The organism is Halobacillus sp. K22 (assembly GCF_052246795.1).
In the GTDB taxonomy this organism is placed as follows: Bacteria; Bacillota; Bacilli; order Bacillales; family Halobacillaceae; genus Halobacillus.
Genome location: NZ_JBQQCN010000010.1, coordinates 11,705 through 32,883 on the forward strand (window position 1 = coordinate 11,705; position 21,179 = coordinate 32,883).

The following is a 21,179-nucleotide window of genomic DNA, read 5'->3' on the forward strand; positions in this document are numbered from 1 at the left end:
TCTTTCGTTCCATATCTTTCTATTATTGAACGTGCGAGGGCCCGTGTCAATGGCGTTACTACACCTGCAAGTAAAAATAAAAGCAGACCGTTAAGCCTGCTCCTTCCATGGTTATTTCACTGCTGTACTGTTAATGGAGCTTGCCACTGAAACCATTTCAGCTTGAGTTAAATCATTACTTGCCAGCTGATACGTTGTACCATTCTGGCTCCACTCCAGACGATTATTTTCCATAGCTCCAATAACACCATCAGCCAGCTGTACTGGCTCTCCGTTTACCTGCACAGAATATTGGGCGCTGGCAGGCTGCACCTCTGCTTTTTCTTGAATGAGAGTAAAGCTCTTGTCCCCGCCATAAGTCATAATAACCCGTTTGCCATCTTCTGTCTTAACTTCCTGTTCTTCAGCAAGGTCTGCCCCATAAGTTTCTTGAGGATAAAGAATTTCGGCCATTTCGGTCCCTTCCATACTTGCTACCGGCACTTCAGAAGGAGCCATAGCCATATTCTTATCTACATCGAAATCTTCTTTCTTCAAGGATTCATCTTTTGCGAAATTGGCAAACTGCACTTCTACCAGAGCATTCATATCTTGATCAAAGACTTTGACCATCACAGGCTGGTAAGACTTTTTATCGAAATAGATTTCCTGGTAAGGCAATGTCTTATTGTTCTGGTAGTTTGTTTTGGTCTTAAATTTAAAATGATTTTCTGTAGCGCTGAACTCCGCATCTCCATCGGCCTGAATATCTTTCAGTAAAGAAGCGTAGAGGTAAGGCTGACTTGTATTTTGCGGCCACTCGCTCTGGAACTTGAAACTCTTATTCAAAGCCGGAGTTAAAACATAGACACCGCTATCGTTTTTCAAAATGATCTGGCTTCCTTTTTCATCCTGATCATTTTCAAGCTTTACGCGATAGAAATCGTCCTTCTTATGCCAGACTTGAATATGATATTTCTGTTCCTCTTCCCCTGTACGCATTTTCATATTGGCTTCTGTCTTATATCCAGCCATTTCTTCCGATTGTTTTTCAAGCTTCTTCATAACATCTTCTTTTGATTGCGAGCCACAAGCGGTTAACGCTCCAAGAACCAACATGGTGAACAATATGATGAGAAAACGTCTTTGCATAAGACTCAACTCCTTTGTCTCTACTGAAGGACAAAGGGAACGTTATGCTTTGGATAACGCAGAAAATGTACGAAAGGTCCGGGATAAACCTTCGACCAGATCCGAAGCGAGCAGATCGGTCTTCGAATGTTCCTCCTGAATCAAAAAGTCAGCGGTCGAACCATGAATGACACAGCCATTACTTAAGGCATCGAGAATATTTTCTGTCTTAAGTATCATTGCGAATAGAATACCAGACAGAACATCTCCGCTTCCGCCTTTAGCCAGACCCGCATTCCCGGTCATATCGACGCGCTGCTCCCCTTTTGGAGCAGTAATAATGGTGTACGGCCCTTTTAGGACGAGATACACTCCGTAAGCAGAAGCGAATTCACGGCTCAAGCGAAAAGGAGATTGCAGGACTTCTTGAATAGATACACCCGCAAGGTAAGCAAATTCTCCAGGATGAGGAGTTAAGACCACAGGGGCGCTCCTGTCTTTTAATGATTTAAGCTGGGGTTTCAGCGCATAGAGACCATCTGCATCAATCAGCAGAGGACCTTTACATTCTTGAAGCATATGCAATACAAGTCCTGCTGCTTCTTCATGACGTCCAAGCCCCATACCAACAGCAGCCCCATCATAATTTGATAATTCAGGGATCGCTTGTCCGGTAATCATTCCTTCTTTCTCTTCCATCCCTGAAAAAGTTGCTTCCCGGACGTAAGAGGTAACGGAAGGAATAATGCTTTCGGCTGTCGCAATGGTAAGCAGACCCGTCCCACTTCTTAACGCCGCTCTCGCCGCCATAGCAATGGATCCCGGCATAAAATAGGAGCCTCCTGCCATTACACCTTTCCCATGACTGCCTTTATGAGAATGACTTCCTCGTTCGGGCAATGTCTGCTTAACGTCCTTCACACTCCATAAATTCCGCTTAACTTCCGGAAGCTTTTTTACAGGAAGTCCAATTTCTACGACATTCCACTCTCCGTAATAGGGGCTGGTGTGCTGTAGAAAAGCACTAATTTTTGGAGCCGCGATTACGGTCGTGTAATCGGCATTGAACGCGTCAAAATTGTCTACACCTTCCCCGGCAGGAAGACCTGTGGGAAGATCAATTGCGAGTTTTAACGCTTTGTGCTCATTTGCTTTTCCAACAATTTCGGCTATAGGGGACCTCAGACGTCCTTCTACACCAATCCCAAGCATTGCATCAATCAGCACATCCGCCCGGTATAGGGAAGGCAGAAATTCTTCCATGCAGGAAAATTTAATGAGCTCAAACCCCGAGTTCAGGAAAATTTCCTGATGGGCTTCCGCGTCCCCTGTGATTTTTTCATCAGGAACGACCTGCCAGGCTTCCACCTTGTAGCCTCTGTTTAAAAGCGTCCGTGCAATGACGAAACCGTCTCCGCCATTATTTCCAGCTCCAATGAGCACAAGCACCTGATCTTCACATTTAATCCTCTGAACCAAGTCATCAGTTGCCGCACGACCGGCACTCTCCATTAACATCTTTCCATCAATCCCAGCGGACCCAATGGCCACCTTATCCCTTTCGTACATTTCTTGTGCGGTTACAATATCCAAAAAGTTCCCTCCTACCCGCATTACAATGTTATGAGACAAACTATGTAAATATGTCAGATCTATTGCAGCTCTTATCTCTCTTCTAACACCACTTGAGCAATAGCGTGCGTAGTGCTGTGGCTGATCGACAGCCATATATGCAGATGTTCACATCCCTGAACCTCCATTGACGGGGCTCCATTTTCATCAGACAAGACTTCAATATGCTGAAAACTTAGAGATCCAATACCTGTCCCTAAGGATTTAGCCAGAGCCTCTTTAGCTGCAAATCGTCCAGCTGCGTATTCAATCTGCCGCCGTTCATTCAATTCTCTAAAACGCTGATACTCTCGTTCCGTTAAAATTCGTTGAATAAATCGAGGCTTTCGCTTTATACTTTGTTTAATACGATCCATTTCAATGATGTCAATACCGATACCTCTGATCACATGAGATCTTCCTTTTCAACTGAATTAGTACCATTATACCCGAATTTCATGGTGATAAAAATGGATATGAGATTCTCAGCCCATCATAGTATGATAGTAGGAACGCAACTAAAAGGAGAATAGACCATATGTTTGTCAGAACGGAAAGTTTTAAAGAATTTCTCAAATTCTACCCCATTGTTTCCACACTTGTAGGTATTCACCTCCTCTTGTGGATATTAATCGACTTTCTCCAATTCGGATTCGCACTGGACCTTCTCCGCTTTGGAATCGGAGTCAACGTGTTAATCCTGGAAGGAGAATACTGGCGGCTGGTCACGCCAATCTTCCTGCATGCAGGGTTTGCCCATGCATTATTTAATTCCTTTTCACTTGTTTTGTTTGGTCCGGCTCTTGAACAGATCCTTGGGAAGTTTAAATTCATAGTTATGTATCTGTTCGCGGGGATCGCCGGAAATCTTGGCACTTTTATTGTGAATCCAGATGCTTATTACCAGCATTTAGGTGCATCGGGTGCCATTTTTGGAATCTTTGGTGTCTATCTCTTCATGGTGGTTTTCCGCAAGCATCTAATCGACCAGGCCAACTCTCAGATCGTCATGGTTATCTTCGTATTAGGGTTGTTTATGACATTTACAAGACCTAACATCAATGTGCTCGGTCACTTATTCGGATTGATCGGCGGCTTCGCCATTGCTCCTACGATCCTCCGAAATGCCAGACCATTTTCTATCTGGCAGCAACGCGCCCGTCAATCCACGCAGTCAAGCGGGGACATCTCTTTCAACCCGAATCGCTGGAACAAGCGACGCTTCCCCTGGAAGAAATACGGCGGTTACGCATTTTGGTTTGTGATTATTTTTCTTGTAGCAGTAGCCCTCTTCGGCCGGGTACTTTAAATGATAACTATGTTCTTAAAAAAGCCTCTCCCGACTAAGGAGAGGCGTTTTTACTAAACTTCGTTAAAGAATTGTTTTGTTACAGATAAGCTTCCGTTTGTGGAAGACTCAGTTTCGAGATATTTAGTGAGAGAGTTAGGTCCTGCGGGGAACGACTCGCTTTCCGGCCCTGCACGACGCAGGGTCGTTCGACGTTGCCACACGACGTGGCGTTCTTAGTCGAACCTCCCCTTCTGTGCTGAGCCTCCTCAAGCTAAAGCTTTCCGGAGTCTCACCGATCATGTTTATCCCACAGGAGTCTCCCCGTTCCCCTCCGGACCTGGCCGAATCAGAAACTCGAAACGGCTTCATCCTTCACCCGATTGAGAAGAAATAATCACATGGGCGTATATACTTTTCCAGTTTGAAACTGTGCGGGATCGCCTGTTATATAAGCAGTCAGGCGGGATAAGGAGGATAGGATACTCTCTTTTCAGAGGGTCCGTTATTCTCCCGTGGCTGGGTTGGTGGGGAAATGGCGAGACTCCCATGGGAGAAGGGACTAGGTGAGATCCCGCAGGGAGTGAAACGAGCGAGGAAGCTCACCGTTCCCCCATAGGAAAGCGAGTTATTTCCCCACCAGCCCTTCTTCAAATATCGTAACGGACCCAAATTATCTCGAAACTGAGTCTTCAACTATCCGGCCCGTTAGTGGAGTAACCTAATTATGAAAAAACACAATAAAGAGAGAATAAAACGTGTTTTCCATAAAAAAAGGTCAGACCCTGAGGGTCTGACCTTTTATCATTATGAGTTATTTAGCGTTTGAGTTACGTCCTTTATTCTGGTAACCACGCTTGCCGCCTTTTCCGTTGAAATTACGGTTGCGGGATTTATTCTTAGAATTGTAATTGCGATTTCCGCCTTTACCATAATTCTTACCTTTACTGCGCTGAGCATTCTTCACGCTGATTGGCTGTACAGAAGTCAGACTGACAGGTACTTCGCTGCGCTCTTTCGTCATCATCTTAAGAGCTGCCGCTATGATATCGGAAGAATCATATTGCTCAAGCAATTCGTTCGCTGAATGCTTGTAATTCTTAAGATCGTTAGAACCAAGAGATTCTACAAGCTTTTCAACCGCTACTTTTTGCTGGCCGCGGGAAGCTTCTTCAGAAGAAGGTACTTTAAGACGCTCCACTTTTTTCTTCGTCAGCTTTTCAATCAAGTTAAGCTGGGCTTTCTCACGTGGTGTTACGAAAGAAATCGACTCACCTTTACGTCCCGCACGGCCGGTACGGCCGATACGGTGAACATAGCTTTCAGGATCTTGAGGGATATCAAAGTTATACACATGAGATACTTCGGAAATATCCAGACCACGAGCTGCTACGTCTGTAGCTACTAGAATTTCAATACGTCCACGCTTGAATTTATTCAATGTAGACATACGCTTACCTTGAGTCAGATCTCCGTGGATTCCTTCTGCGCTAAATCCACGCGCTTGTAAACCGTCCGCTACCTCATCTACACGGCGCTTCGTACGACCGAATACAATGGCAAGAGCAGGGTCGTGAATATCAAGCAGGCGAGTCAATGTGTCAAATTTATGCTTCTCAGGAATCTCCACAAAGTATTGCTCGATATTTTCAACGGTCATTTCTTTAGATTTAACTTTTACTTCTTCCGGATTATTCATTAAGGTAGTCGCGATATCACGAATCTCCTTAGGCATCGTCGCTGAGAAAAGCAGCGTCTGACGCTCTTCAGGAAGAGCTTTCAGGATGTCACGAATATCCTCGATGAATCCCATGTTCAGCATTTCATCTGCTTCATCCAATACAGCCGTGTGTACATTTTGAAGCTTGATAGTTTTGCGGCGAATATGGTCAAGCAGACGCCCCGGTGTAGCTACAACAATCTGATTGGTCTTAAGAGATCGGATTTGGCGCTCCATGTTCGAGCCGCCATAAATAGGTAATGCGCGAACTCCTTTGACTTTACCAAGACGGTTCATCTCTTCTGCAACCTGGATAGCCAGTTCACGTGTCGGAGCTACGATCAATCCCTGAACGGATTTGACCTGCTTGTCAATTTTCTCAAGCATTGGAATACCAAATGCTGCTGTTTTACCTGTACCTGTCTGAGCTTGTCCGATCACATCTTTGCCTTCGAGCCCTAGAGGTATAGTTTGTTCTTGAATCGGTGTGGTTTCTTCAAAACCCATATCATCTAAAGATTTCAGAATTGGGTTTGATAAGCCTAGTGAATTAAATGTTGTCACTTATTTCATACTCCTTTTTTATATAAAATCATATATAACTTATATGCCTATAAACATGTAAAAAAAGCCTTCCGCCACAGAAATCGGGAGAGGCTCCTCTGGTGTCTGCCTAATAGATTAATTCATCATAACATACATAACACAGTTAATTCTACACATTTCTCCTATGCTTTTCAATCAGAAGAATGATAAAATAAGTGCACAACTGTTGTTTACCAGAGGAGGGTTTAAATGAATAAGCCTCCAATTCATCCATATATAATTTTATTCATAGGGGTACTATCCATATCTACAGCAGCGATTTTCGTTAAATTGGCTGGAGATGCTCCCGCATCGATTATCGCTTTCTTCCGATTGGCGCTTGCTGTTCTTATTATGTCCCCTTATGTATTATGGAAACATTTTGATGAAATCAAACAAATTAATCAAAAAGATTGGATCATGGCTGGTTTATCCGGGGTATTTCTCGCGTTTCACTTTATCTTATGGTTTCAGTCGCTGTCTTACACTAGTGTCGCTAGTTCAGTCGTTCTTGTCTCGCTGCAGCCCATTTTTGCTTTTATCGGGACTTTCATTTTCTTTAAAGAGCGTTTCACGATCGGCGCGGTTTTGAGTCTGGTCATTACGCTAACAGGTAGCACCATTATAAGCTGGGGAGATTTTCAAATTAGCGGCTTAGCTCTTATTGGAGACATCATGGCTCTGCTCGGAGCATTAATGGTCACTGGATACTTCCTGTTGGGTCAGAATTTGAGAAAGCGTCTTTCGCTTATGACTTATACCTTTCTTGCCTATGGCGCCGCTTCTGTCACTTTACTGTTCTACAACCTTATTTTAAATCATTCATTCACCGGTTACAACGGAACTCAATGGTTAATCTTCCTTGCCTTAGCTGTCATTCCGACTTTCTTCGGGCATTCCTTATTCAATTGGACACTGCGCTGGATCAGCACCTCTACGATTTCCATGGCTGTTTTACTGGAACCGATTGGTGCAGCCATTCTTGCATACTGGCTGTTGAATGAACCTGTGAGCTGGTCCCAGTGGCTGGGAGGTTCCATAGTACTCTTTGGACTAATGATGTTTATTTTCAGTACTACGAAAAAAGTTAAACCCAGAATTACGCACGCCCATCAAAAACAGTAATCACAAGATGTCTGTTATAATGATTGAAAAGTTAAAGATGTATCATTACTTGAGAGCAGGTGAAGAGATTGACCATACAACTTTTGATAGACGGAGGGGGAGACCTTCCCGACTCCATGAAAGATCAACATTCCATCAAAAATGTACCCTTGAATCTTCATTTCGGTGAGGAACATTATAAAACAGGAGAGACCATTGATCTGCCTACATTTTATAAAAAACTAAAACAATCGGAAGAACTGCCAAGGTCTTCTTCCCCTAGTCCGAATGACTTTTATGAAACCTATAAAGAGGTAGATCGTGATACTCCTATTCTAGTGCTCGCACTTACTCAGGGGCTGAGCAGTACGTATGAAAGTGCTGTGATGGGTATGGACATGCTTCTTGAGGAAGATCCAGAACGCAAAATAGCCGTGTTAAACACAAAAACCGCTTCTTGCGGAATAGCACTGCTTGTCCATGAAGCCAACACTAAAATCGAAGAAGGGCTGGATTTCGAAGCACTGGTTTCCCATATGGAAGAACGTATTGATAAAACCACCACGTTATTTATTCTAAAAACGCTTGAAAATGTTATAAAAGGCGGGCGTCTTGATCGAATGAAAGGTACGATTGCCAAAACCTTGAACATTAAACTTCTTATGAAAGCAAGTGAAGATGAAGGCGCAGTAGAAGTAACGGAAAAGGTTCGCGGCAATAAGAAATCCATCCGCCGCTTCGTCGACCAGATTGGCGAATACGCCCACAATTTAGAAGACAGAGTGATTGCTTTATCCCACTGTAATGATGAAGCAAGAGGTAGGAAAGTTCTTGAAAATATAAAAGAACGTTATAACTTTAAAGAGAGTTTGTTTATGGAAACGGGTCCGCTCATCTCAACTTATGCAGGCGAGGGTGGATTAGTTATAGCCTTCTTCAAAGATTAATAGATAAGCCCAAAGCTGCGGAGCATTTGCTCTGCAGCTTTTTCTATTGATACAAGAATATACGGTAGAGTTAATACCCCCTCCTTTCCCTATCCCGACAGGAAAACTAGTTCTACTTGTATGACAAAAAAGGAAGCTTATGAATACACTCAAAAAAGCAACTATCACATTGACAATGATAATCATTTTCAATTATAATTTACCCATCTTCTCATAAAGGGGAATGAACATGAAAGATTGTCTTATTGTTACAAAAGATTTTATTTATCATAGAGGTCCCGGCAATCCGAATAAATGCCTTCATTTTAAGAAAGGTGACTTTATTTATATAGGCGATGACCATCATTACGTAGAATCAATAGGCTGGCTTGTTTCTTTACACACGGACTTGCATCCCCCATTCTTTATTCCTTCCGCTTATTTAGAGGAATATTACCTGAATCATTTGTATATGTACTCAGATATTGCGCTTTTTGTTAACTATCATCAATTAAAAGTGGATCAGTCCCTGGATAATCGCGATCCGGAGCTTTTTCAGTATCATTCAGTTCAATTGAGTTACTGGAACCAATTAATGAACGGAGCTAAAGAAAAACAAAGGGCTGGTTCCTTATGAATTCCATCTTGTTAGGATTTGCAAGTATGTCTGGGAATACAGAAGAAATAGCGGATGTGCTTAAAGATCACCTGGAAAACCGCCACTTTCATGTAACACTAGAGGAAATAGATGAAATGGAACCTGAGGAGTTTAAGAATTACTCTGGAGTATTAATTGGTTCATACACGTGGAACGATGGAGATCTTCCCTATGAAGTGGAAGATTTCTATGAAGAAGTCACTGATACGGACTTATCCGGAGTTCCTGTAGCTGTTTTTGGTTCAGGCGACTCCATTTACCCTCAATTCTGTGAAGCTGTAAACCAACTGGAGGGCGCATGTCAGGAATCCGGAGCCATAATCGTCTCCCCTTCCCTTAAAATTGAACATTACCCTGAAAGTAATGAAGATCTATCAAGATGTGAAAACTTCGCCGCAGAATTCGCATCCTATCTTATAAGCTCCATTAACTCTCAGTGTTGATTTAACCGTAATGCTCCCGTTACTGGAAGACTCAGTTTCGAGATAGTTTGGGCCCGTTACTCTATTTGGAAGAGGGCTGGCGGGGAAATAACTCGCTTTCCTATGGGGGAACGATGAGCTTCCTCGCTCGTTTCACTCCCTGCGGGATCTCACCTAGTTCCTTCTCCCATGGGAGTCTCGCTATTTCCCCACCAACCCAGCCACAGGATATTAACGGACCGTCCAGCAGAAAGAATGATATCCTTCTTAACGGCTCTTAAATGCTTCTATGGCAAGCTTTTCATATCTTTTTAGCATGAAAATATACGCCTCATCCCATGCTGTTTTCTCCCCAGGCAAACCGTGTATTAAGTAGTTTCGAGTTTCTGATTCGGACCAGGTCCGGAGGGGGACGATGAAGACTCCTGTGGGATAAACATGATCGGTGAGACCCCGGAAGTCGAAGACTGAGGAGGCTCAGCACATGCCCACGGAAAGCGAAATCGTCCCCCGGAGGACCTTCCTCATAATCAATATCTCGAATTCAAGTCTTACAGTAAACGGCCCTATACATTAATAATTCCGTTATGAAATTCAAATTTAACAGAGTCTGTTTTAGACACTGGAACAGTCGTTCCAGTAAAATGTCAACCTTTCAGTAACATGAATAGTAGAACTATAAATAAAAACCCAGCTCTGGTGCTTTCTGCAACCGGAGCTGGGTTTTGTTATTCAGCCATGATAGTCTTCATATCTAGGTTGAGGAGAACTTAGAGCCAGAATCCCCGCTGTTACTGGAAACGCAATTGTTAACAGGATGACCTCCTGGTAACCTCCAAGCCAATCATAAAAAATACCAAACGGAAGCGGACCTAAAGCAGACCCGATAACCATGACCGTTTGTGCTAGTCCCTTAATACTTCCTAAATGTTCACGACCAAAGTAGTTCGGCCAGACAATATTCAAAACGATCCGTTCAAATCCGTTCACAAATCCCCATAGGACACCAAAGGCTACAGCTATCCACCATGTATCTGTGAATAATAGAAGCACCAAAGTAAAAATATGACCGAAGAAAGTTATAGCTAATATGTAATGTACTTGGAAACGGTCCACTAAATATCCCGTCAAGAATGTAACCGGGAAGCCGACAATCGCCATTATAGTCAGCACCATTGCAGCGACCCCTGTATCAAGACCTCTTAAGCCCATAATAGATACAATATGAAAGGTGATAGCTGTATTTACAAGAGCCGGTACAATGACACAAAAAAGTATGAACCAGAAAGCCTTGGTAGACATAGCTTCTTTTAAGGTCCAGCTTTTTTCACTAACTTCCACACTTGGGTTCGAATCCTCCACGCCTTGCACAGGTTTCGGAGTTCCATCAGGTATTTCACCGACCAGTTTAGGCTGGTTTCGCACAAAGAAGAATGCGATGGGAACAAAAACTAGTAATAGAAGGGTCCCCCAGATTCCCCAGGCAGTTCTCCACCCTGCCGTTTCGATCATCCACGTATTTAAAGGCGGCATTAAGGCTGAACTCGCGAAGCCGCCTATCGCCATCACACTTAGCGCGCGGCCTCTTTTTCGGATAAACCATTGGGGCACCAGGGTGTTCGGAATTAGAGTCATAGAACCTTGACCAAATAAACGAATCATAAAAAAGCCGAAAAACATCATGATTGGACCTAATAGGAATGCATTCCAAAACAAAGCCAATGATAAGAAGATCCCCACAGCGACCATCATCGTTCGCTGTCCGTACCGGTCGACCAGCCGTCCCATCATGAATAAGGCAAACCCAGCACACAAGGTGGCGCCTGAGTAAATACCTGAAACTAGAGAACGTGAATAATCAAAGTCCTCAATATAGTAATCTATGAAAATAGAAACCGAATACGTCTGACCCGGCCCGGAGAAAAAAACACTAAGCCCTGCAACCGCAACAATAATCCACCCATAGTAAAATGAGGTTTGAAGGGGTGCTTTTGTATTTTTATCTTTCATAATTTATCTGCACCCTTTCTCTATAATTAGTTCAAAAAGTCTAATACCGTATCAAAGAGCTCGTCCTTATCTTCCCCATGACAAATTAAGTGCTTGGAATTTCTAAGGAAGACCATCTCTTTTTCCTCTGCTGGAATTTCTTCATCAAGAAATTCCGCAGTTTTTCTTGGAACCATTCCATCCAGTTCTCCTTGGATGATCAGCACTGGACATCTAACCTGCTTTAAATAAGGCCTTGTGAACTGCACACACTTCATAAATTCGAATGTGGAGAATAAGTAGGTTTGCTGCAATTTCCGCTGATACCTTGTAAACAATTCATTGGAAGCAAGTGCCCCCTTACAGGCATCTGCGAACATTTCACATGCGTCTTTGTACATTTGCGGCAGGCTTACATATTTTCCCGCTGCCGACAATAATACAAGCCGGTTAATTCTATATTTTGCCGTTAAATACGCCGCGATCATCCCCCCCATAGAGAATCCGATTATGACAATGGTATCGTTCCTCTTCAACAAATCTAATAATGCAAGTTCCGCTGTCGCAATCCATTCCTGGTAGTAATGACCCTGAAGATCAAGCTCTTCGCCGTGACCGGGCAAAGTAGGGTTAGAAATTTCCCAGGTGGTTCGTCCACTTAAAAAATCTACAAGGGGCTGTACTTCCTCAGGACTGCCCGTGTAGCCATGAATACATAAACAACCAACACTCATCTTCCGCGCCTCCACTTTTATTTAGATATGCGAACCATAATATCACATGCATTAGTCCATAAGAAAAAATACGCGCCCGAAAAAAAGAGCGCGTTTATTTGAATCCTTTTACAAACGTGCCGATGCCTTTCACGATTGGTGAAACTTGTTGAACGGTTTTCACTACTTGACCCGTGGTCGACATCATTTTATCAAAATCCAGCTGCCCATCATCATTTTGAAAATAATTCATAACGCTCTTTGGAAGCGCCCCTGCTTGGAATGAAGACGTTTCAGTATTTCCATTTTCAGTATATCCTGTGTAGCCGTAACTATACGGATATGGATTTTGAGGTACGTGCGCATTTTGATTATAACCATTATAATACCAGCCGTTTACATTTCCCTGGTTTTGGTATGCGCCTTGGTAAAAGGAAGAATCATAAGGGTAAACAGTCGATTGACGAGACCAGTCATACCATTGTTGATAATAGGGATACATGAATGTTCCACCTTCTTGACGTGTTTACTTCAGCCTATGTTGGAAAGCTAAAAAAGTGTAAAAAAAAGCAAGTGATCCATTATTATCACTTGCAGAATTATGAATAATTCATCATATCAGAATCTACAAAACGTTCAGCAGACTGAATTCCCAGCGCTCGTTTTAACTTTCGTTCTTGAAAGCCTAAGATTTTCTCCTGGTCTACAAATGTTGCTGGCGTTCCATATATCTTCATATTTTGAAGTTCTTTAAAGTAATCGCGGTTAGTGGATACATTACGCTCTTCATAGTCAATTTCCCATTCAGAGAGCTTGGCTACTACCTTATCGCATTTTGCGCAGTTCCTGCTCGTGTACACCACAACTTTCTGGTCACTCATAGCTGTCCCTCCTCATCGCCTTTGCGTCTCTCTTTATTACTTTTTGATTACCCTTTTATTACAATTTCAAAACCACCTATTATGATAGAATGTACCTACAAATATGTAAAGGGAAGAATGTATCTCCCCTTTTAATGCTCCTAATAAGCCAGCGTTTCTTCCAACTGGGTGGATCCGCTGATCAAATCAAAACTTTTTTGTTTAGCTCGGGGTACGGATAGTAAATAAACAAGCGTTTCAGCTACATCTTCGCGCGGGATTTCCCCGTCCTGTTCTAATTTTTCTTCAAGAGCTACTTTGCCTGTACCTGGTTTATTCGTTAATTGTCCAGGGCGGAGAATGGTGTAATTCAACCCGGATTGTTTTAAATGTTCATCTGCCCGATGTTTCGCATATAAGTAATGCTTCATTGCATCTGGACCTTTTTCCGGCTCGTCTGATCGTACAGAACTGAGCATAATAAACCGCTTCAAACCAAATTGTTTAGCGTATTCAATCGATTTAATGGCACCTTCCTGGTCGATCAGAATGGTTTTATCAGCACCTGTATGCGGCCCTGAACCTGCAGCGAAAATAACGCCATCCACTCCATAATAAGCTTCTTTGAAGTCTTTTTCTAAATCCCCTAACACTGTTTCCACTCCTAGTTCTTCAAACTGAGGAATCTGTTTCGTGTCCCATACCATAGCAACCGGTGTATGGCTGGACTGAGTCAATTTATGAATGACATGTTTCCCCACTTGTCCATTCGCTCCAATTACTAGAACCTTCATTCTACTCTACCTCCTTAAATAATCTATTCTTAAATTTCCCAACTCTTCTAGACAATAAACGGTAGGAGGCGCTAAAGGAGGAAAAACCACGCTTATTGACGAATGGATAAAATAACCACCTAACAGGAGATGATTAATTTGGCAAACACATATGTGTGTACAGGATTTCCAGGATATTTAGCTTCCAATATCGTCGAAGAGTTGTTCTTTGAAGGGTATCCAATAGACAAAATTTATTTAATCCATTTACCTGACATGGAAGATTTAGCTTCACAGAGGCTGGCAGAGTTAGCGAAAGAAATTTATGTGGACAGGCATAAAATTGAGCTCATCCCAGGAGATATTACTAAACCAGGGTTGGGACTTGATCCTTCTTTACGCACAAAGCTTGAAAGAGAGACCACTCATTTCTTCCATCTTGCTGCTCTCTATGATTTGGCTGTTTCTCTTACAAGAGCGTGGCGTGTCAATGTGCAGGGAACCCGAGAGGTGAACCACTGCCTTCGCCGCTTCCAGAAGTTACAAAGATATCTTTACTTTAGTTCAGCCTATGTCTCAGGTAAGCGTGAAGGAAAGATATATGAACATGAACTGACGCATACCAAAGGTTTTAAAAACCATTATGAATATACAAAATATGAAGCCGAAAAACTCGTTGAATCTGAAAAAGAGCATCTTCCCATTACCATCATCCGGCCTGGCATCGTCGTTGGCCATTCGAGAACGGGAGAAACCCTTAAATTCGACGGTCCCTACTTTGTATTAAATATGCTGGACCGTTTCCGTTCACTGCCGGTCATCCCCCAATTCGGAAGAGGAGAAGCAAAGGTTAATTTAGTACCGCAAGATTACGTCATTAAAGCCAGCATATATTTAGTTCACATTCAAAAAAGCAGAGGAAAAACGTATCATTTAACAGATCCTGAGCCTTACACGGCGAGAGAAGTTTATCAATTATTTTCGGATACCTATCTCGAACGACGGCCTAAGCTTAACCTTCCTGGCACCTTGGCCAGCCAGGGGTTACAACTCCGTTCGATTAGAAAGAAACTTGGCATTCAGAAAGAAGCATTGGACTATTTCCTTTTCAAGAGTGAATACGATTCCACTGAAGCGCAGAATGACTTGCAGGGTTCCTTTATTACCTGCCCGGACTTAACGTCCTACGTACAGACACTTATTGATTACTATGGTCGTCATAAACACGAGCAGCAAAAGCACACTTCCCTGCTTTAAATGATGGTTACCCAAGTAAGTTCTCTATACACTTGCAAAAAAGCCTTGAACGTATACGTTCAAGGCTTTTTCACTTAGAAATCACTCAACTCTAAATAATTCTATTCTTCCATCCATTGTTCATAAAGACCCTCAATCTCTTCCGTCAATCGGTCCTTTTCCATCTGGAACTTCATCAATTGTTCTACATTACTCTCTCGTGCCATTTGGCTTTCAAGCTGAGTTACTTCTTTCTCTAAAGCTGCTATGGATTCTTCAATCGAAGAATTCTGTCCAGGTTGAGGAGGATTGTTTCTTGGCTTCTCAACCTTTGATGAAGATTCTTTTTTAACGTTTTTCGTTTCCTGCTGGTCCAGCAGTTCCAGCCAGTGTTTCCTTGTTTCATCATAAGAACCTATATATCTATAGATTTTCCCGCCAGTCAGGTAAGCTGTATGCGTAAAGCATTGATTTAAGAAATACCGGTCGTGAGATACTCCAAGTACGGTGCCTTCGAATTTTTTTAATGCCTCTTCAAGTACTTCCTGGGACTCAATATCCAAATGGTTCGTTGGTTCATCCAATATTAATACGTTGATCCCTTCATGCATAAATACAGCAAGCTTCAGACGCATTTGCTCTCCGCCACTTAAATGCCTGATCTTTTGAAAAACATCATATCCGTAGAACATAAAGGCGGCAAGCATGTGACGAGCCTCGCCTTCAGTCACCCTGATCAAGTCCCGAAAGTAATCGATCATCCGTTGATCACGATCCGCCCCCATTAGTGGGTTTTGAGGCAAGTATCCAATCCTGATCGACGGACCTTTTTTAATTGATCCTTTCTCAGGCTTTTCCTGGTCCAGCAAGAGACGCAGTAAAGTGGATTTTCCGCTTCCATTAGTTCCCACAAGAGCTAATCGATCCCTGTTTCTTAAATGAAGATGAACACCATCCAGAATTAATCGATTCCCATAAGACTTTTTCACATCATCAGCCACAAGTATATCTTTACCGGTTCTCCCCTCTGATTGTAAAGAAAGGTTCATCTTTTTAGGATCCACCACCGGTTTATCCATTTTTTCCATCCGGTCCAGGGCTTTCTCCATACTCTTTGCCTTTTTAAATAGTTTAGGGTTCGGTGGATTAGCTTCATTAGCCCATTGTCTAAGGCGACGAATCGCTTCTTTCATTTTTTTAATTTTTTTCTGCTGTTCCTGGTACTGGTGAAATTCTGCTAGTAACTTCTCTTCTTTCTGCTTTTCAAAAGAAGTATAGTTCCCTTTATATGTTTGAATGTCTCCAGATTCTAAATCCATGATATCGGTGACTGTATGATTAAGAAAAGAGCGGTCATGTGAAATCATACACACTGAACCGTCGTACTGCTGCAAGTATTCCTCAAGCCATTCAATTGCCTGTAAATCTAAATGGTTCGTTGGTTCGTCCAACAGTAACACATCAGAATCTTCCAGAAGAATCCTAGCCAATCCAAGCTTGGTTTTTTCACCGCCGCTTAACTGGGAGAAGGGCTGATCCAGGAGGTCTTTAACTTTTAGTCCATTAGCCACTTGGCTGATAGATGATTCTATTTCATACCCCCCAGCCTGAGTAAATCGTTCTTGAATTTCCCCGTATTCACTTAGCGCCAGTTCCATCTGCTCAGGGTCCATCATTTTTTCTTCCAGCTTCTGCATATCACGCTTCATCTGCAGCAGGTTTCCAAAAGCCGCCTCCAAGTAAGCTCTACCTGATGATTCCCACTCCTCAGGAATTTGCTTTAAATAACCAATGGTCACGTTTTTTCGGATGAAAACATCCCCGCCGTCAATGGATTCCTCTTTAGTAATCAAGCGAAATAAAGTGGATTTACCACTCCCATTCCGACCAACAAGCCCAACTCTCTGCCCTTCATTTAATTCAAAGTTAAGGCATTCGAATAGTACTCTGCCGCCGACAATTTTATATATATCTTTCAATGTAATAAGCATTTTATTTTCCTCCTAAAGACAAAAAAAGCCAGAGGTCCCGTACCCTCTGACTTCATTGGCATTATTATAATCAGATATGAGACGTTACATTTTATTCACTATTCACCTGTAAAAATGGACATACGTGTCCCTCTGACAGCTGAATTGTGAATAATCGCACGGCGGACATAGTTCAATTGATAGTCAAGCACATGCATTTGTAACATCGTCATACCCTCCTTTGCCTTTAGAATTAAGTTTAGTATAAACTATATTCTGAAAATTCTCTAGTCCTGATTTCCTTCTGTGTTTTTCCCGAGCTTTTTCAACAGCTCAATCGCTTGTACTTTTTCTTCGTCCGTTAATCCTCCGGTAATCCGCTCAATTTGCTTCCAATGATCAGGGAAGATGTCGTTTAAAAACTCCCTGCCTTTTTCTGTAATAGAAGCAAACGTAATCCTCCGGTCGTTCGGGCATGGAATCCGTTCTAAATATTCCTTCTTTTCCAGTTTGTCTACGACATAAGTGATACTGCCACTGGCTAAAAGGATCTTCTCACCAATTTTCTGTAATGGCTGTTCTCCTTGATGGTAAAGCAGTTCTAAGACTCCGAATTCTGTCGGGTTTAACCCATAACTCTGGATATCATCTTTGACCAGGTCAGCTACGGATCGCTGTGCCTTCGTTAAAACGACAAATAATTTTAACGAGGGATCTTGTTTTTTCTTGTAGTATGACTCTTGTTCGCTCATAGACCTTCGCCCTTTCGTCCTTTTCTATAGATAAAGATAGTATAAGTTTAACAAAATCAGGATGTCAAACCAGCATGAAATTTGTATTTTACTATACCCTTTTTTGTATATTTCTAAAATTATGGCATAATGAAGGGAGTTATACGCATAGAAAGCGGTGACAAAATGTGGTTAAAAATACAGGAGAACGTGTTATTCCCGAATACACAGACCCTATGAATAATCTCCTGCTCGAACATGCAGCAAGGTATCAGTTTTCATTATCTTACATGCAAGGTCGAGTTTTAGATTTATCGTGCGGCGCGGGATATGGAACCCATATGATCGCAAAGCAATGCAAACATGTAATTGATGAAGTGGTAGGAGTCGATATCGACCAGGAAATTATCCGTTACGCGAAAGGGACTTACTATCACCCGCAGTCGAGCTTTGAAATTTACGATGCGACCACCCCTCATCTATCTGCTCACCTGGGGACATTTGATGTAATTGTAAGTTTTGAAACATATGAACATATTAAAGAAGAAGAAAAACTATTGCGCAACTATTACCAATTATTAAATCCGGGCGGAAAACTCATCGTTTCCACTCCCTTCGGCAAAGGTCGCGGAAAAGAGTGCGGTTCTCCTTTTCATTTCCACCAGATCACCCCTCAAGAATTTCGGAATTTATTTACCGATTATGCTAAGCAGGAGTTTTTCTTCCAGAACGGGGTGCTAATTGAGCCGCCTAGAGAAAATGTATATTATCCACTGGGATTGGCTGTATGTGAAAAGTAAAAAGCACCGACCTTCTCCCTCTATGGATAAGGCCGGTGCTTTCTCAATTATTTCTTATTATTTTTCAGAAAATGCATGAAGTGCGTTCGGACCGCCGCTTAGGAAAGTAAAGTGATCAGGAAGCACTTTCAGATCAGCCGGGGTTTCTCCCTTAATCTCGCCATCCATATCGATATTCTGAGAAGAATCGACTTCAATTTTAACTTCTTTTCCTTGAAAATGATGCAATTCTTGAAAACGATCCTCATTCGCCCATGGACGTTTCATTGTCATCAATTCTTTAAACAATTTCAAGTTTGAGTTTTTAACCACGAGAACATCAAGAAGACCGTCCTGTAAATCAATTGAAGGGACAGGAACGCGGCGAGTGCCGATAAATTGTCCATTCATGACGAGAATCATGATAGCTTCTCCTTCTAACTTCTCTCCATCAACCGTTACCGTAAATTCGAAAGGAGTTGCCTCATTCATCGTTTTTAAGGCACTCATAAAATAGCTCAGTACGCCGAAGCGATTTTTGCTATCTTCATCAATATTAAAGGAGGCCTGAGTTACTAATCCAATTCCCCAGAAATTAATAAAATAATAATTATTGGTTTTGCCAGCATCCAGAGTCAACTCTTCCCCTTCAATGATCGCTCGAGCAGCCTGCTGCAAATTTTGAGGGGTATCCAGTACACGACTGAAATCATTGCAGGTACCTGCAGGAAGAACTCCTATAACAGGGCGTTTTTCCAGGTCAGCCATACTGTTGATTCCTTCGTGGACAGTTCCATCGCCTCCCAGGATAAAGAGCACTTCCACTTCCGGTCCATAGTTTCTGCATGCCTCCTTAAACTCATCCAATGAATCAGTCTGGAGTACTCTTAACTCCTTCACTTGCTGAGTCAAAATAGGAAGCGTTTGTGAAAGGTTTGTTTCGAGTACATTGCTATCTTCATTTCCATTGTATATAAATAATCCGGTTTCATATCGTGCCATAAATGAGAACCTCCCTTTCTATAAAGCCTACAGGTATGATTTACTAATTTTTCATATTTAAAACTACGCCATGTTTATCCAATTCTTTAATAAAAGCATGCGGTTCATCTACCGTTATGTATACTCGGCAGATTTTTCGCTTCAACCCGAAGTATAAATTTGCTTCCAATGGCTGTGCTAATTCAAGAACATATTGAGGCTGTGAGGGCTCGAATCCAGCAAGTGTCATATTTAAAGCTGCCTTATCGCTTGAACATTCTTTTGCGGAGTGGATACAGGGTCTGATCTGTTCTATTATTTCAAATGGAATAGAAATATGGAAACGAAGTCCCTTTTGCAAATACAGAGATTGACGGCCTACGTGAACAGGAGCTTTTCGAATAGCTTGATAATCTCCGATTAGAAATAGTAAAGCATAAGCATCAAGACCGGTGGCAATCCAGGCTGCCGTGTGACTGTATTGCATAAGCAGGACGTGCACCGCAATAATTTCTATTACCATGACGTGGATAAGCATAAGAAAAATTCCAAAGTATTCACTGTTTTTATGATAACTGAAGGTACAATCTTTTGGAGGAGAACGATCCAGGTGAGGGAATAATGCATATCGAATTGCAGATACGTCAGTGGCAAGAAATCCACTGAGCCGTTGAAATTGAGCACTATATTTATAGGAAGCAAAGGTAATGCGATTCGCTTCAAACATACGCCCTAAAACAAATGGGTAATGCAGGCGAGCCTCTTTAAAGCTTCTTTTCCATTTGGGGAAGCTCTTTAAGAACAGAAATAAGATGGTAAGTTCCACACCCACCAACACAACTTCCATCCCTATCACTGAATAATTAAGGTACACGAGACTCTCCTTTGCATAGGGCGGAACCAGCCAATGAACGATAAAAAGTCCCAGGATCATCATAGGGGCAAAAATAGAAATAGTTGGCTTTCGTCGCAAAATAAACAAGAATATAACCGCGGGAATGATTACCATAATATCAATAATTGTTCCCCATACGATAGGTGTACTCACATGCCCCGTTAATTCTATTTTCTGCACTAAAAAATTTGAGGATAAAATGAGAATGATAAAACCAAGACTGAAGTACAAAGGCTTTTTATGACTTAGTGAATTTTTCATAAGCTTCTTCCCTTCAACTTAACTTCCACCTCTTCCTTTATTTTACTACAGGAACAGCAGGAGTACTACCACTCTTCCTCAGCTAGTTAAGAACCCAGCTTGGTTTCATCCAGAGACAAAACAACCGTTCAATCCCTTAGAAAGTTATTCATTACTGTTTTTAAAAAAAGCTCTGTTAAGCATCCGTGTTTTTAAGGTTAAGTCCCGTTTCTTGAAGACTTGATCTCGAGATAAATGATGTCCGTTCCTATAGATTGAAGAGGGTTGGTGGGGAAATAACTCGTCTTGTTCCATCACCCAGACACTCGAGACATAAGCCGCTCATCAACGGATGGAAAAACCGCCATCCTTTTGATGGTCGGCTTATGCTGGTCGTGTCTTTCGGGGTGATTCCACATTTGGACACTTTCCTATGGCCCTACACGACGTAGGGTCGATCGACGTTGCCACAGGACGTGGCGACCTTAGTCGATCCTCCTTTTACCATGAGCTTCCTCGCTCGTTTCACTCCCTGCGGGAGCTCACCTAGTTCCTTCTCCCATGGGAGTCTCATCATTTCCCCACCAA

Annotated in this window: 20 protein-coding genes; 7 read left to right on the top strand and 13 right to left on the bottom strand. The window is 42.3% G+C overall.

Annotation, left to right across the window (positions count from 1 at the left end; translation table 11 throughout):
• Positions 1-111 precede the first annotated feature (111 nt).
• The 3 genes from ACTWPM_RS09130 to acpS all read right to left on the bottom strand — a co-directional run bounded on the left by ACTWPM_RS09130 (position 112) and on the right by acpS (position 3,131).
• Entirely contained in the window at positions 112-1,131 is a 1,020-nt protein-coding gene (locus ACTWPM_RS09130; RefSeq protein ID WP_443132733.1) for a LolA family protein, read from the bottom strand.
• Positions 1,132-1,173: 42 nt separating this feature from the next.
• Complete coding sequence (locus ACTWPM_RS09135) at positions 1,174-2,703, bottom strand: NAD(P)H-hydrate dehydratase (protein ID WP_443132734.1); 1,530 nt, start codon at positions 2,701-2,703, stop codon at positions 1,174-1,176.
• 71 nt (positions 2,704-2,774) lie between these two features.
• Positions 2,775-3,131 (bottom strand): holo-ACP synthase, encoded by a 357-nt coding sequence (gene acpS / locus ACTWPM_RS09140; protein ID WP_443132735.1) that lies wholly within the window; start codon positions 3,129-3,131, stop codon positions 2,775-2,777.
• 128 nt (positions 3,132-3,259) lie between these two features.
• Here acpS and ACTWPM_RS09145 point away from each other — a divergent pair, with 128 nt between their 5' ends.
• On the top strand, positions 3,260-4,030 hold the full coding sequence (locus ACTWPM_RS09145; protein WP_443132736.1) for a rhomboid family intramembrane serine protease: 771 nt from the start codon (positions 3,260-3,262) through the stop codon (positions 4,028-4,030).
• A 793-nt stretch (positions 4,031-4,823) separates the two neighbouring features.
• On the opposite strand, the gene ACTWPM_RS09150 is transcribed toward ACTWPM_RS09145, so the two are convergent.
• The gene (locus tag ACTWPM_RS09150; protein WP_443132737.1) at positions 4,824-6,293 is read right to left on the bottom strand and encodes a DEAD/DEAH box helicase; all 1,470 of its coding nucleotides are present in this window, start codon (positions 6,291-6,293) and stop codon (positions 4,824-4,826) included.
• 231 nt (positions 6,294-6,524) lie between these two features.
• Between ACTWPM_RS09150 and ACTWPM_RS09155 the strand changes: the two genes are divergently transcribed.
• From ACTWPM_RS09155 to ACTWPM_RS09170, 4 genes are all read left to right on the top strand, one after another.
• Entirely contained in the window at positions 6,525-7,439 is a 915-nt protein-coding gene (locus ACTWPM_RS09155) for a DMT family transporter (protein WP_443132738.1), read from the top strand.
• A gap of 68 nt (positions 7,440-7,507) precedes the next feature.
• Complete coding sequence (locus ACTWPM_RS09160; protein ID WP_443132739.1) at positions 7,508-8,365, top strand: DegV family protein; 858 nt, start codon at positions 7,508-7,510, stop codon at positions 8,363-8,365.
• A gap of 229 nt (positions 8,366-8,594) precedes the next feature.
• A complete protein-coding gene (locus tag ACTWPM_RS09165; RefSeq protein WP_443132740.1) occupies positions 8,595-8,981 on the top strand; it encodes a hypothetical protein in 387 nt (128 codons plus the stop codon).
• A complete protein-coding gene (locus ACTWPM_RS09170; protein WP_443132741.1) occupies positions 8,978-9,445 on the top strand; it encodes a flavodoxin in 468 nt (155 codons plus the stop codon). The genes ACTWPM_RS09165 and ACTWPM_RS09170 overlap by 4 nt, the downstream gene beginning before the upstream one ends.
• Before the next feature lie 711 nt (positions 9,446-10,156).
• On the opposite strand, the gene ACTWPM_RS09175 is transcribed toward ACTWPM_RS09170, so the two are convergent.
• The 5 genes from ACTWPM_RS09175 to ACTWPM_RS09195 all read right to left on the bottom strand — a co-directional run bounded on the left by ACTWPM_RS09175 (position 10,157) and on the right by ACTWPM_RS09195 (position 13,780).
• Positions 10,157-11,434 carry an MFS transporter gene (locus ACTWPM_RS09175; protein ID WP_443132742.1) on the bottom strand — a complete coding sequence of 426 codons (1,278 nt, stop codon included), beginning with the start codon at positions 11,432-11,434 and terminating at the stop codon, positions 10,157-10,159.
• Between the two features lie 26 nt (positions 11,435-11,460).
• The gene (locus ACTWPM_RS09180; RefSeq protein ID WP_443132743.1) at positions 11,461-12,147 is read right to left on the bottom strand and encodes an alpha/beta hydrolase; all 687 of its coding nucleotides are present in this window, start codon (positions 12,145-12,147) and stop codon (positions 11,461-11,463) included.
• A 94-nt stretch (positions 12,148-12,241) separates the two neighbouring features.
• Complete coding sequence (locus ACTWPM_RS09185) at positions 12,242-12,628, bottom strand: YppG family protein (RefSeq protein WP_443132744.1); 387 nt, start codon at positions 12,626-12,628, stop codon at positions 12,242-12,244.
• Between the two features lie 97 nt (positions 12,629-12,725).
• Complete coding sequence (locus tag ACTWPM_RS09190) at positions 12,726-13,007, bottom strand: glutaredoxin family protein (RefSeq protein ID WP_443132745.1); 282 nt, start codon at positions 13,005-13,007, stop codon at positions 12,726-12,728.
• Between the two features lie 140 nt (positions 13,008-13,147).
• Entirely contained in the window at positions 13,148-13,780 is a 633-nt protein-coding gene (locus ACTWPM_RS09195) for an SDR family oxidoreductase (RefSeq protein WP_443132746.1), read from the bottom strand.
• A gap of 138 nt (positions 13,781-13,918) precedes the next feature.
• Between ACTWPM_RS09195 and ACTWPM_RS09200 the strand changes: the two genes are divergently transcribed.
• On the top strand, positions 13,919-15,016 hold the full coding sequence (locus ACTWPM_RS09200) for an SDR family oxidoreductase (protein WP_443132747.1): 1,098 nt from the start codon (positions 13,919-13,921) through the stop codon (positions 15,014-15,016).
• Between the two features lie 101 nt (positions 15,017-15,117).
• On the opposite strand, the gene abc-f is transcribed toward ACTWPM_RS09200, so the two are convergent.
• Both abc-f and ACTWPM_RS09210 read right to left on the bottom strand, forming a co-directional pair.
• Entirely contained in the window at positions 15,118-16,986 is a 1,869-nt protein-coding gene (gene abc-f, locus ACTWPM_RS09205; protein ID WP_443132748.1) for a ribosomal protection-like ABC-F family protein, read from the bottom strand.
• Between the two features lie 266 nt (positions 16,987-17,252).
• Complete coding sequence (locus tag ACTWPM_RS09210; RefSeq protein ID WP_443132749.1) at positions 17,253-17,717, bottom strand: MarR family winged helix-turn-helix transcriptional regulator; 465 nt, start codon at positions 17,715-17,717, stop codon at positions 17,253-17,255.
• A gap of 167 nt (positions 17,718-17,884) precedes the next feature.
• Between ACTWPM_RS09210 and ACTWPM_RS09215 the strand changes: the two genes are divergently transcribed.
• The gene (locus ACTWPM_RS09215) at positions 17,885-18,496 is read left to right on the top strand and encodes a methyltransferase domain-containing protein (RefSeq protein ID WP_443132750.1); all 612 of its coding nucleotides are present in this window, start codon (positions 17,885-17,887) and stop codon (positions 18,494-18,496) included.
• A 57-nt stretch (positions 18,497-18,553) separates the two neighbouring features.
• On the opposite strand, the gene ACTWPM_RS09220 is transcribed toward ACTWPM_RS09215, so the two are convergent.
• Both ACTWPM_RS09220 and ACTWPM_RS09225 read right to left on the bottom strand, forming a co-directional pair.
• Positions 18,554-19,477, bottom strand: a complete 924-nt coding sequence (locus ACTWPM_RS09220; RefSeq protein WP_443132751.1) for a YegS/Rv2252/BmrU family lipid kinase — start codon at positions 19,475-19,477, stop codon at positions 18,554-18,556.
• Between the two features lie 43 nt (positions 19,478-19,520).
• A complete protein-coding gene (locus ACTWPM_RS09225) occupies positions 19,521-20,612 on the bottom strand; it encodes a hypothetical protein (RefSeq protein WP_443132752.1) in 1,092 nt (363 codons plus the stop codon).
• Positions 20,613-21,179: the final 567 nt, after the last annotated feature.

Bases quoted from the DNA above. Each gene is read 5' to 3' on its own strand.
- ACTWPM_RS09195 (WP_443132746.1), bottom strand. From the start codon at position 13,780: ATGAAGGTTCTAGTAATTGGAGCGAATGGACAAGTGGGGAAACATGTC.
- ACTWPM_RS09225 (WP_443132752.1), bottom strand. From the start codon at position 20,612: ATGAAAAATTCACTAAGTCATAAAAAGCCTTTGTACTTCAGTCTTGGT.
- abc-f (WP_443132748.1), bottom strand. From the start codon at position 16,986: ATGCTTATTACATTGAAAGATATATATAAAATTGTCGGCGGCAGAGTA.
- ACTWPM_RS09145 (WP_443132736.1), top strand. From the start codon at position 3,260: ATGTTTGTCAGAACGGAAAGTTTTAAAGAATTTCTCAAATTCTACCCC.
- ACTWPM_RS09170 (WP_443132741.1), top strand. From the start codon at position 8,978: ATGAATTCCATCTTGTTAGGATTTGCAAGTATGTCTGGGAATACAGAA.
- ACTWPM_RS09165 (WP_443132740.1), top strand. From the start codon at position 8,595: ATGAAAGATTGTCTTATTGTTACAAAAGATTTTATTTATCATAGAGGT.
- ACTWPM_RS09180 (WP_443132743.1), bottom strand. From the start codon at position 12,147: ATGAGTGTTGGTTGTTTATGTATTCATGGCTACACGGGCAGTCCTGAG.
- ACTWPM_RS09190 (WP_443132745.1), bottom strand. From the start codon at position 13,007: ATGAGTGACCAGAAAGTTGTGGTGTACACGAGCAGGAACTGCGCAAAA.
- ACTWPM_RS09175 (WP_443132742.1), bottom strand. From the start codon at position 11,434: ATGAAAGATAAAAATACAAAAGCACCCCTTCAAACCTCATTTTACTAT.
- ACTWPM_RS09130 (WP_443132733.1), bottom strand. From the start codon at position 1,131: ATGCAAAGACGTTTTCTCATCATATTGTTCACCATGTTGGTTCTTGGA.
- ACTWPM_RS09210 (WP_443132749.1), bottom strand. From the start codon at position 17,717: ATGAGCGAACAAGAGTCATACTACAAGAAAAAACAAGATCCCTCGTTA.
- ACTWPM_RS09185 (WP_443132744.1), bottom strand. From the start codon at position 12,628: ATGTATCCCTATTATCAACAATGGTATGACTGGTCTCGTCAATCGACT.
- ACTWPM_RS09155 (WP_443132738.1), top strand. From the start codon at position 6,525: ATGAATAAGCCTCCAATTCATCCATATATAATTTTATTCATAGGGGTA.
- ACTWPM_RS09220 (WP_443132751.1), bottom strand. From the start codon at position 19,477: ATGGCACGATATGAAACCGGATTATTTATATACAATGGAAATGAAGAT.